This is a genomic window from Arthrobacter sp. Soil761, from assembly GCF_001428325.1.
Classification (GTDB): Bacteria; Actinomycetota; Actinomycetes; order Actinomycetales; family Micrococcaceae; genus Arthrobacter.
This window is the reverse complement of the sequence record NZ_LMSF01000001.1, coordinates 286,777-299,407: the sequence shown is the minus strand read 5'-3', so window position 1 is coordinate 299,407 and position 12,631 is coordinate 286,777. Positions and strand designations below refer to the sequence as shown.

Below are 12,631 nucleotides of genomic sequence, written 5' to 3'. Positions count from 1 at the left end.
CGCATACTGAAATTGGCCGGGCCCGTCAAGGCTTTAGCTGGACCTTCGTGAAAACTTCGTTTAAGACCGGCGATGCAGGGTAGCTCAGCACCCGGTCTGACAGGGCAAGCGCGGAGATGGGGAAGGCGATGGGGACTGCCGGCACGGTCGCGGCGATCTGGGCATTGATGGTGTGATAAAGCTCATCCCGTTCCTTGCCGTCAGGCAGTCCCCGTGCCCGGTTGATCTTCGAGAACACCTGGGGATCCTGGTAGCCGAACTCGCCGTTCTTCTCTCCGAAGAGAGGGCCGACGAAGTTGTCCGCGTCCGAGTACGAGCCGTTCCAGCCGAGGATGTGCAGCGCGTGGTCGCCGGCGGACTGGACCTTCTGGAGGTAGCCGTCCGACCAGTCCACGGGGACAGGACGGATATTGAAGCCGACGGCGGTGAGCTGGCGGCTGAGCTCGGCGTAAACCTTTTCCGGCGTGGGCAGGTAGGGCCGGGTGACGTTCATGGGGTAGTAGAACTTCAGTTCCTCGCCCGCGTAGCCGCCCTCCTTGAGGTAATCCTTGGCCTTCAACGGATCGTGCCCGAGTGCCGGGGCGTCATTGTTGAAGCCGCTGATCTTGGGCGGGACAAACTGCGTGGCTTTGGCCGTGTTGTCGATAAAGAACTTCCGGATCAGGGTTTCCTTGTCGATCGCAAGCTCCACCGCCTGCCGGATCTTCTGGTTCTGCAGTACCGGGATGTCCTGGTTCATGCCGACGTATATCACCGAGAACGGGTCGCGCTGCACAATCTGTTTGCCGCGCTTGACCAGTTGGTCGAAATTCCCCACGGTCACGGCGTCATAGCCGTCGATCTTTCCGTCCAGCAGGGCCTGGAGGCGAATCTGGGGATGGTTGTAGGCCTGGAAATTGATGGTGGCGATCTGGCCGCGGTCACCCCAGTAGGTCTTGTTGCTGGAGAGGGTGACACTGTCGCTGCCCCACGCCGCCAGGGTGAAGGGCCCGGTGCCGACGGGGTTCGTGGCGAACCTGGACATGGCCTGGCCGCCCCGGTTCTGGTCCAGGACGTCTGCCGTGCCGGCGGCAAGGGCCCCAGGGGACGCAATGGCGAAAGCCGGCAGGGTCAGGGCCTGGAGGAACGCCGTGAAGCGCTGCGTCAGGTCGATCTGGACGGTGTCGGCCGAGACCGCCGTGCAGCTCTTGAAGATGGACAATCCGGGCTCGTCCGAGTGCGCCTTGAACACGCTCTTGAACGAGCTGCCTGGCGCCTGCCTCCGCAACTCGGCGGGAAACGCGAACCAGCGGTTGAAGTTGGCGCAGACGGCATCGGCGTTGAATGGCGTGCCGTCCTGGAACGTAACCCCGGAGCGGAGCTTGAAGGTGTAGGTCCGGCCCTCGTTGGACTCGTTCCATTCCGTGGCCAGCAGCGGGGTCGGCTTGCCGGTGGTCTGGTCCACGCCCACAAGGCCTTCAAGGATCTGGCGGGTGATGCGCTGCGACTCCACGTCGCTGGACAGGGCGGGATCCAGTCCCAGGGGCTGGGCGGCCGTGCCGAAACTGAAGGTGGCATCAGGCTCCGCCCGCGCGGAACTGGGCGTTCCGGATGTGGGGGAAGGGGACGGCGTCCCGGTGCATGACGTCATGCCCAGCGCCATGAGGACGGCGCCGGCCTTGATGACTGTTCGCCGCGATGTACTGCTGGGCACTCGTTTATCACCTCTGGATGCTGCCGGCTCCGCCCCTTGCGGGCCGGGACCAGTCTAGAGGACAAGGCATGGGGCCAATCCCAGGCACGTCCGGGACGCGCCAGGGCCGGGCCCGCTCGTTGCAGCGGACCCGGCCTTGGTCATGTGGGGAAGAGAGGGCTTACTTGGGCATGAGGACGGAGTCGACCAGGTAGACCGTCGCATTCTTGGTCTTGACGCCGCCGCAGACCACGTTGGCGTTGTCCACCTTGAGGTTGTCGCCGCTGCCGGTGACGGTGACGGAGCCGCCCTGGACCGTGGCGTGCGTGCCGGCAATCTTGTCCGGGGTGATCTGGCCGGGAACCACGTGGTAGGTCAGGATCTTGCTGAGCAGCGCATCGTCCGTCTTCAGGGTCTCGATCGTGGCGGCGTCGATCTTCTTGAAGGCGTCGTCCACCGGCGCGAAGACGGTGAATTCGCCGCCGTTGAGCGTGTCAACCAGGTCCACCTTGGGGTTCAGCTTGCCGGAGACTGCAGCGGTGAGCGTGGTCAGGATCGGGTTGTTGGAGGCGGCGACGGCCACCGGGTCCAGGGCCATGCCCTCCACCGAGCCCGCACCGGTGGGAACCTGCTTGGCGTAGGCGGCGCAGCCTGGGCCAACCAGGTTTGCGGCCGGGTCCATCATGCCGGCCGAGGAGCTGGCCGACGCACTGGCGGACGGGGACGCCATGCTGGAGCTGGGGGAGGATGACATCGGCGCCGACGACGCCGACGAACCGGAGGTGCTGCCGGAACCGCCACATGCGGTGAGGCTGAGCAGAGCGGCCGCTGCAACGCCTGCGACGGTGAAAGTTGTGCGCTTGAAGGTCTGCATTTCAGTTCTCCTTGGATCGTTTTGCCTGCCGCCCCGGATGGGATGTCCGCGGCCTGCAGTCTGCCTTGGGGTAAGCACCTGCCCTTGGCTGGTGTCTCAATGGCTATTCGGCCGTTGGGCAGTGGTGGATGGGTGATCTTTGGAGTTTTTCGATTTGAGGCACTAATCCGGCCCAAGCACCGTCATGCCTTTAACGCAAAATCCCCCGGCCGAAGCCGGGGGATCCCAGGTGCGCAAGGGGGGACTTGAACCCCCACGCCCGAAGGCACAGGAACCTAAATCCTGCGTGTCTGCCAATTTCACCACTCGCGCGCGGTTTCCTGCCGGGAACCCTGAAGGTTCGACGGCGGATGCCAGTGTCCATTGTAGCGTTGCCCGGGTACGTGGCTGGGAGGGTGCCTGGACAACTGACAGGGGCGGTTGCCTGCGGGGTCAGTTGTCCAGATTGAGGTCCCGCCGCAGTTTGGCGACGTGTCCCGTGGCGCGGACGTTGTATTGGGCAAGGGAAACGTTGCCAGAGGGGTCCACGACGATTGTGGAGCGGATAAGGCCCTGGTACGTCTTGCCGTAGTTCTTCTTTTCGCCCCAGGCGCCGTAAGCCTCGGCCACCGCGTGGTCCGCGTCGGAGAGCAGGGGGAACGTCAGCGACTCGTTGGCAGCGAACTTGGCCAGTTTTTCAACCGGGTCGGGGGAGATGCCAAGGACGTCGTAGCCGGAGGCCTGCAGCGACGCAAGGCTGTCCCGGAAGTCGCAGGCTTCCTTGGTACAGCCGGGCGTGGAGGCAGCCGGGTAGAAATACACAATGGTGGAGCGGCCGGGCCGGGGAGCCAGGCTGACGTCCTTGCCGGTCGAATCCTGAAGAGTGAAAGCGGGTGCTTTGTCGCCGGTAACGAGTCTTTCAGCCATTGTTTTTCTCCTTGTCGCGGGCGGGACACAACAGCCTAGTAAGCACGTGGGGCGAGTGCTAATCGGCATTTGGCTATACTTGCTGCTATGCCTGATATGGATCACTGGCCCACAGGGCGCCTCCTGTCCACTGCTGCGCGCCTCGTTGAACACTCCTGGAACGAAAAACTTGGCGCCATCGGACTCACCCACGCCGGTGTTATCGCCATCGAGGTCCTTGCCGCGCAAGGACCCATGACCCAGGCGCAGCTTGCCCAGTATGTCCGTGTCCAGGCCCAGACCATGGGGAAGACACTCAGCCGGCTTGAGTCCCACGGCCACATCGTCCGGGTCCGCAGCACCTCGGACCGCAGGAGCCACGTCGTGTCGCTCACCGAGCAGGGCAAGGAAGCCGTTGCCCAGGCGGTGGAGATGGAGCGCTCCGTGCTTGCATCGGCGTCGATCGACCCCGAACTGCTGCGCCAGGAACTCAAGGCCGTAGTGCGCGAACTGGCCAGCCAGTTCTCCACCACGCCCAGCAACGCGGGCGACCTGGTGGACAACGCCGCCAAGTAGCAGTTGGCCCCGCAGGCCGTTTAAGGAAAAGCGCGGTCCCGGCATGGAAAAGCCGGGACCGCGCTTTTTTGGTGCCCGACTGCAGGGTGCCCGTTCCGGACGCCGTGAAGCCCTAAAACAAAACAGCCTCCGGTTTGTGTTTCCACAAACCGGAGGCTGTTTTCCCAGTGGTGCACCCCCCGGGACTTGAACCCGGAACCCATTGATTAAGAGTCAATTGCTCTGCCAATTGAGCTAGAGGTGCATCTTTTTTGCTTCCATCCCCGGGCTTTTTCTTTCCCGTTGATCTCCGCAACGACATGAAACTCTACACGAACTTTTGGTGCAAGTGAAATCGGCCCGGGTGGCGGTGCGTGAATCACTGGAATGGGCGCAAAACCAGCACGAAATCAGGGTTTTCGTTGTTCGTCAGCAGCCACAAACCTCCCTGCGGGGTCCGAATCACGTCGCGGATCCGGCCGTATCCGCCTGTGAAATAGGCCACAGGGGTGCCCGCCTCTGTCCCGTTGAGCGGCACCGTCCACAGGCGCTGCCCCCGGAGGGCACCCAGATAGGCAACGCCCCCGGCTATCTCCAGTCCGCTGGGTGAAGAATCGCTCGTCGACGGCCACACCACTTTCGCATCCTGGAACTCCGCCCGGTGCGGTGCGCCGGTGACCAGCGGCCAGCCGTAGTTGGCGCCCGGCATAATCAGGTTCAGTTCGTCGTCCACCTCGGGTCCAAACTCGCTGGCCCACAGCCTGCCGGCGTCATCCCAGGCCAGGCCCTGGACGTTCCGGTGGCCCAGGCTGTAGGTGGCGTTGCCGAACGGGTTGCCCGGGGCGGGGCTGCCGTCGGGCGTAAGCCGAAGAATTTTTCCGCCCAGGGCGTTGGGGTCCTGCGGCTGCCCGCGGCGCTGGGCGTCGCCGGTGCCCACGTACAGGAGGCCGTCCGGGCCAAAGCGGATCCTGCCGCCGTTGTGGGTGGTGGCCTTTGGGATTCCTGTAAACACAACCTGGGGCTGGCCGAGCGCCAGGGAACCATCGCCATTGGCCTTGACGGTAAACCGGATGATGCGGTTGTCCTCCTGTGCGGTCAGGTAGGTGTACAGCAGGTGGTCCGTGGCGAAGTGCGGGGACAGTGCCAGGCCAAGCAGGCCCCCTTCCCCGGCGGGGACCACGCCCGGGATTTTGCCAAGCGTTGTGGCTTTTCCTTCCCGGACGGCCTTCAGGAGCGCTGTGTCCCGCTCGGAGATGATGGCGGTGCCGTCCGGAAGGAAGACCGCCGCCCAAGGGATGCTCAGCTGCAGGTCCAGCCGTTCCTGCACCGCCGGTACGGGGGCAGAAGAAGCGGAAGGGGCAGGGGCGGTAGAGAGTGGGGGAACAACGACGGCGGTTTCCGGCGGGGTGCCGCGGCTCGCCGTGCCTGTGGCCGCTGCAGGCGGCCCGGGGGTCCCCGTGCAGGCGGCAAGCGCCAGGGACAGGGCCAGCGCCAGGCACGATGCCAGCACCTTGGATGAGTCCAGGCAAGGAAGGCCCGCCGCAACGCGGCGGGCCTTCCTCTTCTTAGAGCCGTTTGCGCCGGGGCGCGCGGAAGCCGGCGGCCTCCGCGTGTGCGGCAGATTCAAACCAGACTTCCGCCCGGATCTGCTCATAGTCGGGATGTCCTTCTTCGTAGTAGACCATCGCGGCGGCATCGCCCTTCACGGTGTAGTCCGCCGGTCCGCTCCCATCGGGGCCCGGCGCGGCCGAACCTGCGCCATAGGGCTCATCTGCTGCGAGGTGTCCGGCCGGCTCGACGGCAGCCATACCCTGTGCCTGGGCGCCCTGGGCGTGCCCGCCTTGTGGCGGCGCGCCCTGCCCGGCCGCTGCCACGTCCTGCCCGGCCGCGGGCACACTCTGGTCCTGGCCGGAGGGCTGGTGGTGATCCGCCCCGTTCTCCACCAGGGCGGAGGACTGGGAGCGGTCCAGTGTTTCGGCCGCTGCGGCCTGTCCCTCGGTGCCATCGGCGGCTGGCGGCACGGCCGGCTCCTGGTGGGCCGGTGATGCGGACGTGTCGGCGTGGTGCCGTGGCGCGTGCCCGCCGGCCAGCTGCGCTGGCGCCGCGCCGCCGTCGTCCGTGCCTTCCAGTGCAGCCGTTTCAGCGCCGGGAAGCGTGGGGGCGTGCGGTGCCGTGTACTCGTCATGGTGGACCGGGCGGGTCGCCGGGGGTGAAGCCTGCCCGGACGGCGCCCCGGCGGGAGCTCCGGCCTGTGCCGGCTGTTCCGCGGGAGTTCCGGCTGCACCTGCGGCGGAGGAGCCTGACCCGGAGCCGGCCTCGGACCACTGGGTTTCCCACTCGGCCTGGTCTGCCGCCTGGTTCTGTGCCTGGTCCTGGCTGCGACCGTCCCCGTCCTCTGTGCTGCCGGGTGACGTGCTGCGGGGCGACGTGCCGCCTGCCGGAGTGCCGGTGCTGGATGCAGCGGAGGAATCAGCCGGTTCCTCAGCGGTGGGAAGGACGGCCGGTTCGGCGGGCTTTCCGAACCCCGCCGCCGTGGGGATGCCGGTGGTGCCCGCAGCCTGGGCGGAGGCTGCGGCACTGCCGCCTTCGAGCGCTCCATCGGTCCGGACCCTGTCCGTCCCTGCCCCCGCCGATGATCCGCCGCGCTGATTGGCGGACCTGCTGCGGTTCACCAGCCAGCCGATGATGATGATGACGATAACGACGAGAATGATCCAGAAAACAATGTCCATGGCAGGCCTTTCGGTCCAAGTGGCTCGGTGTCCTGTCCCCGACGCTACGTCGGGTCACCACTGCTGTCCAGAGATCCCGCGCCACGCCGGGGGAGTCATGGCCGTGAAGCTCCTGCGGCCGGCCGGGACCCGGCATGCGCTGCGCTGAGTCTCGAAGTATGAGACGAATGTCCACTATTTGACAACCATTTCCGTGCCTTTTGGCCCAACGTCTGCGCAGACTGTCGTTTCCGCGACGGTCCGAGCCCTAGACTTTCCCCTATGAGTGACGCCCAGACCGCCTCCGAGACCACGCCTGACATCAAACCCCGCAGCCGCGTCGTGACCGACGGGATCCATGCGGCCCCCGCGCGCGGCATGTTCCGGGCGGTCGGGATGGGCGATGACGACTTCGCCAAGCCGCAGGTGGGCGTGGCGAGTTCATGGAATGAGATCACCCCCTGCAACCTCTCACTGAACCGGCTTGCGCAGGGCGCCAAGGAAGGCGTCCACGCAGGTGGCGGGTTCCCCATGCAGTTCGGCACCATCTCCGTCTCCGACGGCATCTCGATGGGCCACGAGGGCATGCACTTCTCCCTGGTTTCCCGCGAGGTCATCGCCGACTCCGTTGAGACCGTCATGCAGGCGGAACGGATCGACGGTTCGGTCCTCCTGGCCGGCTGCGACAAGTCCCTGCCCGGCATGCTGATGGCGGCGGCCCGACTGGACCTTGCCAGCGTGTTCCTCTACGCCGGCTCCATCATGCCCGGCTGGGTCAAGCTCGAGGACGGCTCCGAGAAGGAAGTCACCCTCATTGACGCCTTCGAAGCCGTCGGCGCATGCGCGGCCGGCAAGATGAGCATGGAGGACCTCACCCGCATCGAAAAGGCCATCTGCCCCGGCGAAGGCGCCTGCGGCGGGATGTACACGGCCAACACCATGGCCTGCATCGGCGAGGCCCTGGGCATGTCCCTGCCCGGCTCGGCCGCACCGCCCTCGGCAGACCGCCGTCGTGATGAGTTCGCCCGCAAGTCCGGCGAAGCCGTGGTCAACCTCCTGCGCAAGGGCATCACGGCCCGCGACATCATGACCAGGGAGGCCTTCGAGAACGCCATTGCCGTCACCATGGCCTTCGGCGGCTCCACCAACGCCGTCCTGCACCTGCTGGCCATTGCCCGCGAAGCCGAGGTTGAGCTCACCCTTGACGACTTCAACCGCATTGGCGACAGGATCCCGCACCTGGGCGACCTGAAGCCTTTCGGCCGCTACGTGATGACCGACGTCGACAGGATCGGCGGCGTGCCGGTGATCATGAAAGCCCTGCTCGACGCCGGCCTGCTCCACGGCGACTGCCTCACCGTCACGGGCAAGACCGTTGCGGAAAACCTGGAAGCGATCAACCCGCCGGACGTGGACGGAAAGATCCTCCGCGCTCTGGACAATCCCATCCACAAGACCGGCGGCATCACCATCCTTCACGGCTCCATGGCGCCCGAAGGCGCCGTCGTCAAGAGTGCCGGATTCGACGCCGATGTCTTCGAGGGAACCGCCCGCGTGTTCGAGCGCGAACAGGGCGCCCTGGACGCGCTGGACAACGGCAAGATCCAGGCGGGCGACGTCGTCGTGATCCGCTACGAAGGACCCAAGGGCGGCCCCGGCATGCGCGAAATGCTCGCAATTACCGGCGCCATCAAGGGGGCAGGCCTGGGCAAGGACGTGCTGCTGCTCACCGACGGCCGGTTCTCCGGCGGCACCACCGGCCTGTGCATCGGCCACGTTGCCCCGGAAGCGGTCGACGGCGGCCCCATCGCCTTCGTGAAGGACGGTGACAGGATCCGGGTGGACATCGCCGCCCGCAGCTTCGACCTGCTGGTGGACGACGCAGAACTGGAAGCCCGGAAGGTGGGCTGGGAGCCGCTCCCTGCCCGCTACACCAAGGGTGTGCTTGCCAAGTACGCCAAGCTGGTGCACAGCGCCAGCCAGGGCGCCTACACCGGTTGACGGGTGATCCCTTCCCAAGTGATGCGGCGCGGCCGCCGCATCACTTGGGGCCCTCGGGATCCCCCTTATTAAGCCCTGCCGCCTGTGCGGTTGGGTTTCGGTCGGTCCTTCCGAGATAGGATCAAAGAGTGGACAAAGGGGTCCACATGGTGAGATAGGATTGTCGCTCGTTGACACCTGTCTCACCGAGAGGGAAGACTGAACGCATGACTTTCGTTACCGCCGGCACCGTCGTCGTCCTTACCAAGCGCGTGGCACATTAGCCTCCACTGGTAACGAACCGTCACGCGCGAAACCCCTCACAGAGCCACCCGGCTGAGGGGTTTTTTTATTTCCCTCAGCCAGAAACCACAGAAGATCCACAAGGAAGAGTCCGATGAGCAAAGGATCGCCCATCAGCCCCTCGCTGATGGCCACCAAGTCCGCTGGAGCCGCCAAGGCTCCGGAACGCGCCGACCGGACGGCTGACCACGCCGCCGTCGTCGCCGACCTTGCTGCCGTCTCTCCTGTCCTTGGGCCGAACAACGTCGTACCCCCGACGGTGATGACCGGCTCGCAAGCAATCGTCCGCTCGCTCGAAGAACTCGGCGTCGACGACATTTTCGGTTTGCCGGGTGGCGCGATCCTGCCCACCTACGACCCCTTGATGGCCTCCACCATGAATCACGTGCTGGTCCGTCACGAACAGGGAGCCGGCCACGCCGCGCAAGGCTACGCCATGGTCACCGGGCGGGTTGGCGTCTGCATCGCCACCTCGGGTCCCGGGGCCACCAACCTCGTTACCGCCATCATGGATGCCCACATGGACTCCGTGCCGCTGGTGGCCATCACGGGCCAGGTGTCCAGCGGCGTCATCGGCACCGACGCCTTCCAGGAAGCCGACATCGTGGGCATCACCATGCCCATCACCAAGCACTCCTTCCTGGTGACCGACCCCAACGACATCCCGCACGTCATGGCCGAAGCCTTCCACCTGGCTTCCACCGGCCGTCCGGGCCCCGTGCTTGTCGACGTCGCCAAGGACGCCCAGGTGGGCCAGATGACGTTCTCCTGGCCGCCGAAGATCGACCTGCCCGGCTACCGGCCGGTCACCCGCGGCCACAACAAGCAGGTCCGCGAGGCGGCCAAGCTCATTGCGGCGTCCACCAAGCCGGTACTGTACGTGGGCGGCGGCGTGGTCAAGGCACACGCGTCAGCTGAACTGCTTGCACTCGCCGAAGCAACCGGGGCACCTGTCGTCACCACCCTGATGGCCAAGGGTGCATTCCCGGATTCGCACCCGCAGCACGTGGGCATGCCCGGCATGCATGGCACCGTTTCCGCCGTCACGGCCCTGCAGCAGTCCGACCTGCTGATCACCCTCGGAGCCCGCTTCGATGACCGCGTCACCGGCGTGCTGAAGACCTTCGCACCCAACGCCAAAGTCATCCATGCGGACATCGACCCGGCCGAGATCTCCAAGAACCGCACCGCCGATGTGCCCATTGTGGGGTCCGTCAAGGAGATCATCCCGGAACTGACCGAGGCCGTACGCGGCCAGTTCGAGGCCTCCGGCGCCCCTGACCTGACCACCTGGTGGGCCTTCCTTAACAACCTCAAGGAAACCTATCCGCTGGGCTGGACGGAGCCTGACGACGGCCTCATCGCACCGCAGAAGGTCATCCAGCGGATCGGCGCCCTGACCGGGCCTGAAGGCGTTTACGTGGCCGGTGTGGGCCAGCACCAGATGTGGGCTGCCCAGTTCATCAAGTACGAGCGCCCCCACGCATGGCTGAACTCCGGCGGCGCGGGAACCATGGGCTACGCCGTACCGGCGGCCATGGGCGCCAAGGTGGGCGAGCCGGACCGGGTGGTCTGGGCCATCGACGGCGACGGCTGCTTCCAGATGACCAACCAGGAACTGGCCACCTGCGCCATCAACAAGATCCCCATCAAGGTTGCTGTCATTAACAACTCCTCGCTGGGCATGGTGCGCCAGTGGCAGACCCTCTTCTACGAGGGCCGCTACTCCAACACCGACCTCAACACCGGCCACGACACCGTCCGCATCCCGGACTTCGTCAAGCTGGGGGAGGCCTACGGCTGTGCCTCGTTCCGTTGCGAACGCGACGAGGACATTGACGCCACCATCCAAAAAGCCCTCGAAATCAACGACCGCCCCGTGGTTATCGACTTCGTGGTGAGCCCCAACTCCATGGTGTGGCCGATGGTGCCCGCCGGCGTGAGCAACGACCAGATCCAGGTTGCCCGCAACATGACCCCGGAATGGGAAGAGGAAGACTGAGCATGAGCCGCCACACACTCTCCGTCCTGGTTGAGGACAAGCCCGGCGTCCTGACCCGCGTGGCCAGCCTGTTCGCCCGCCGCGCCTTCAACATCAACTCCCTGGCCGTTGGCCCCACCGAAGTGCCGGGCGTATCCCGCATGACGGTGGTGGTCGACGCCGACGGCGACCTCATCGAGCAGGTCACCAAGCAGCTCAACAAACTGATCAACGTCATCAAGATCGTTGAGCTGACCCCAGAATCTTCCGTACAGCGCGACCACATCCTGGTCAAAGTACGTGCGGATGCCGCAACACGTCTGCAGGTAACCCAGGCCGCAGACCTGTTCCGTGCCTCAGTGGTCGACGTCTCCACCGACTCCGTCGTCATTGAGGCCACCGGCCACCCCGAAAAGCTCACGGCACTGCTTTCAGTGCTGGAGCCCTTCGGCATCCGCGAAATTGTGCAGTCCGGCACCCTGGCCGTTGGACGGGGATCCCGCTCCATGAGTGACCGGGCGCTCCGCTCCGCCTAGGCACCTGCCCAAGGCGGGCCCCGCGCCCGTAACCGCAGCACCGCAAGACCACTATCTACAACCACTCAAGAGGAGTTACGCAAGTGACTGAAATGTTCTACGACGACGACGCCGATCTGTCGATCATCCAGGGCCGCAAGGTTGCCATCGTTGGCTACGGTTCCCAGGGCCACGCCCACGCGCTCAACCTGCGCGATTCCGGCGTCGAGGTCGTCATCGCCCTGAAGGACGGCTCCAAGTCGACCGCCAAGGCGCAGGATGCAGGCTTCACGGTCAAGAACGTTGCCGACGCCGCCGAATGGGCTGACGTCATCATGATCCTGGCGCCGGACCAGCACCAGCGCGCGATCTACAACGACTCCATCAAGGACAAGCTGACCCCCGGCAAGGCACTGGCCTTCGCCCACGGCTTCAACATCCGCTTCGGCTACATCCAGGCACCGGAAGGCGTTGACGTCATCCTGGTGGCCCCGAAGGCTCCGGGCCACACCGTGCGCCGCGAGTTCGAGGCCGGCCGCGGCATCCCGGACATCATCGCCGTCGAGCAGGACGCGTCCGGCAACGCCTGGGAGCTGGCCAAGTCCTACGCCAAGGCCATCGGCGGCACCCGCGCGGGCGTCATCAAGACCACCTTCACCGAAGAGACCGAAACGGACCTCTTCGGCGAACAGGCTGTCCTCTGCGGCGGCGTTTCCCAGCTGATCCAGTACGGCTTCGAGACCCTCACCGAGGCCGGCTACCAGCCGCAGATCGCCTACTTCGAGGTGCTGCACGAGCTCAAGCTCATCGTCGACCTCATGTGGGAGGGCGGCATCGCCAAGCAGCGCTGGAGCGTCTCGGACACCGCAGAATACGGCGACTACGTCTCCGGCCCGCGCGTCATCACCCCCCAGGTGAAGGAAAACATGAAGGCCGTCCTGGCCGACATCCAGTCCGGTGCCTTCGCCAAGCGCTTCATCGAGGACCAGGACAACGGCGGCGTGGAGTTCAAGGAACTGCGTGCCAAGGCCGAGCAGCACCCCATCGAGGCAGTCGGCCGCGAACTGCGCTCCCTGTTCTCCTGGCAGCAGCAGGACGTCGACTACGTGGAAGGCTCCGCAGCCCGCTAAGGCTGCCAGCCCAACCACATAGACC

The 12,631-nt window shown here is 65.6% G+C and carries 10 protein-coding genes and 2 tRNA genes; 5 read left to right on the top strand and 7 right to left on the bottom strand.

The window, feature by feature from the left end:
- Positions 1–25: 25 nt before the first annotated feature.
- The 4 genes from ASG79_RS01410 to bcp all read right to left on the bottom strand — a co-directional run bounded on the left by ASG79_RS01410 (position 26) and on the right by bcp (position 3,452).
- Positions 26–1,693: an ABC transporter substrate-binding protein gene (locus tag ASG79_RS01410; protein ID WP_235509703.1), complete on the bottom strand. Its 1,668-nt coding sequence runs from the start codon at positions 1,691–1,693 to the stop codon at positions 26–28.
- Positions 1,694–1,853: 160 nt separating this feature from the next.
- Complete coding sequence (locus ASG79_RS01405; protein WP_056387927.1) at positions 1,854–2,546, bottom strand: fasciclin domain-containing protein; 693 nt, start codon at positions 2,544–2,546, stop codon at positions 1,854–1,856.
- A gap of 230 nt (positions 2,547–2,776) precedes the next feature.
- A tRNA-Leu gene (locus tag ASG79_RS01400) sits at positions 2,777–2,858 on the bottom strand.
- 120 nt (positions 2,859–2,978) lie between these two features.
- On the bottom strand, positions 2,979–3,452 hold the full coding sequence (bcp, locus tag ASG79_RS01395) for a thioredoxin-dependent thiol peroxidase (RefSeq protein WP_056387926.1): 474 nt from the start codon (positions 3,450–3,452) through the stop codon (positions 2,979–2,981).
- A 96-nt stretch (positions 3,453–3,548) separates the two neighbouring features.
- Between bcp and ASG79_RS01390 the strand changes: the two genes are divergently transcribed.
- Entirely contained in the window at positions 3,549–4,007 is a 459-nt protein-coding gene (locus ASG79_RS01390; RefSeq protein ID WP_018768344.1) for a MarR family winged helix-turn-helix transcriptional regulator, read from the top strand.
- 168 nt (positions 4,008–4,175) lie between these two features.
- Here ASG79_RS01390 and ASG79_RS01385 read toward each other — a convergent pair.
- From ASG79_RS01385 to ASG79_RS01375, 3 genes are all read right to left on the bottom strand, one after another.
- Positions 4,176–4,251: transfer RNA gene (locus ASG79_RS01385), tRNA-Lys, on the bottom strand.
- A 114-nt stretch (positions 4,252–4,365) separates the two neighbouring features.
- Entirely contained in the window at positions 4,366–5,496 is a 1,131-nt protein-coding gene (locus ASG79_RS01380) for a PQQ-dependent sugar dehydrogenase (protein WP_082581632.1), read from the bottom strand.
- A 55-nt stretch (positions 5,497–5,551) separates the two neighbouring features.
- Positions 5,552–6,718: a hypothetical protein gene (locus tag ASG79_RS01375; protein WP_056387924.1), complete on the bottom strand. Its 1,167-nt coding sequence runs from the start codon at positions 6,716–6,718 to the stop codon at positions 5,552–5,554.
- A 261-nt stretch (positions 6,719–6,979) separates the two neighbouring features.
- On the opposite strand from ASG79_RS01375, the gene ilvD reads away from it, so the two are divergent.
- The 4 genes from ilvD (at position 6,980) to ilvC (ending at position 12,606) form a co-directional block, all read left to right on the top strand.
- Entirely contained in the window at positions 6,980–8,698 is a 1,719-nt protein-coding gene (gene ilvD / locus ASG79_RS01370) for a dihydroxy-acid dehydratase (RefSeq protein ID WP_056387922.1), read from the top strand.
- A gap of 376 nt (positions 8,699–9,074) precedes the next feature.
- Positions 9,075–10,982, top strand: a complete 1,908-nt coding sequence (locus ASG79_RS01365) for an acetolactate synthase large subunit (RefSeq protein ID WP_056387920.1) — start codon at positions 9,075–9,077, stop codon at positions 10,980–10,982.
- Positions 10,983–10,984: 2 nt separating this feature from the next.
- Entirely contained in the window at positions 10,985–11,497 is a 513-nt protein-coding gene (gene ilvN / locus ASG79_RS01360; RefSeq protein ID WP_018768340.1) for an acetolactate synthase small subunit, read from the top strand.
- A gap of 83 nt (positions 11,498–11,580) precedes the next feature.
- Positions 11,581–12,606 (top strand): ketol-acid reductoisomerase, encoded by a 1,026-nt coding sequence (gene ilvC, locus ASG79_RS01355; protein ID WP_026265624.1) that lies wholly within the window; start codon positions 11,581–11,583, stop codon positions 12,604–12,606.
- Positions 12,607–12,631: the final 25 nt, after the last annotated feature.

What these genes read in the sequence shown, in the direction of transcription:
- ASG79_RS01405 (WP_056387927.1), bottom strand. Translation starts at nt 2,546, where the DNA reads ATGCAGACCTTCAAGCGCACAACTTTCACCGTCGCAGGCGTTGCAGCG.
- bcp (WP_056387926.1), bottom strand. Translation starts at nt 3,452, where the DNA reads ATGGCTGAAAGACTCGTTACCGGCGACAAAGCACCCGCTTTCACTCTT.
- ASG79_RS01390 (WP_018768344.1), top strand. Translation starts at nt 3,549, where the DNA reads ATGGATCACTGGCCCACAGGGCGCCTCCTGTCCACTGCTGCGCGCCTC.
- ASG79_RS01375 (WP_056387924.1), bottom strand. Translation starts at nt 6,718, where the DNA reads ATGGACATTGTTTTCTGGATCATTCTCGTCGTTATCGTCATCATCATC.
- ilvD (WP_056387922.1), top strand. Translation starts at nt 6,980, where the DNA reads ATGAGTGACGCCCAGACCGCCTCCGAGACCACGCCTGACATCAAACCC.
- ASG79_RS01365 (WP_056387920.1), top strand. Translation starts at nt 9,075, where the DNA reads ATGAGCAAAGGATCGCCCATCAGCCCCTCGCTGATGGCCACCAAGTCC.
- ilvN (WP_018768340.1), top strand. Translation starts at nt 10,985, where the DNA reads ATGAGCCGCCACACACTCTCCGTCCTGGTTGAGGACAAGCCCGGCGTC.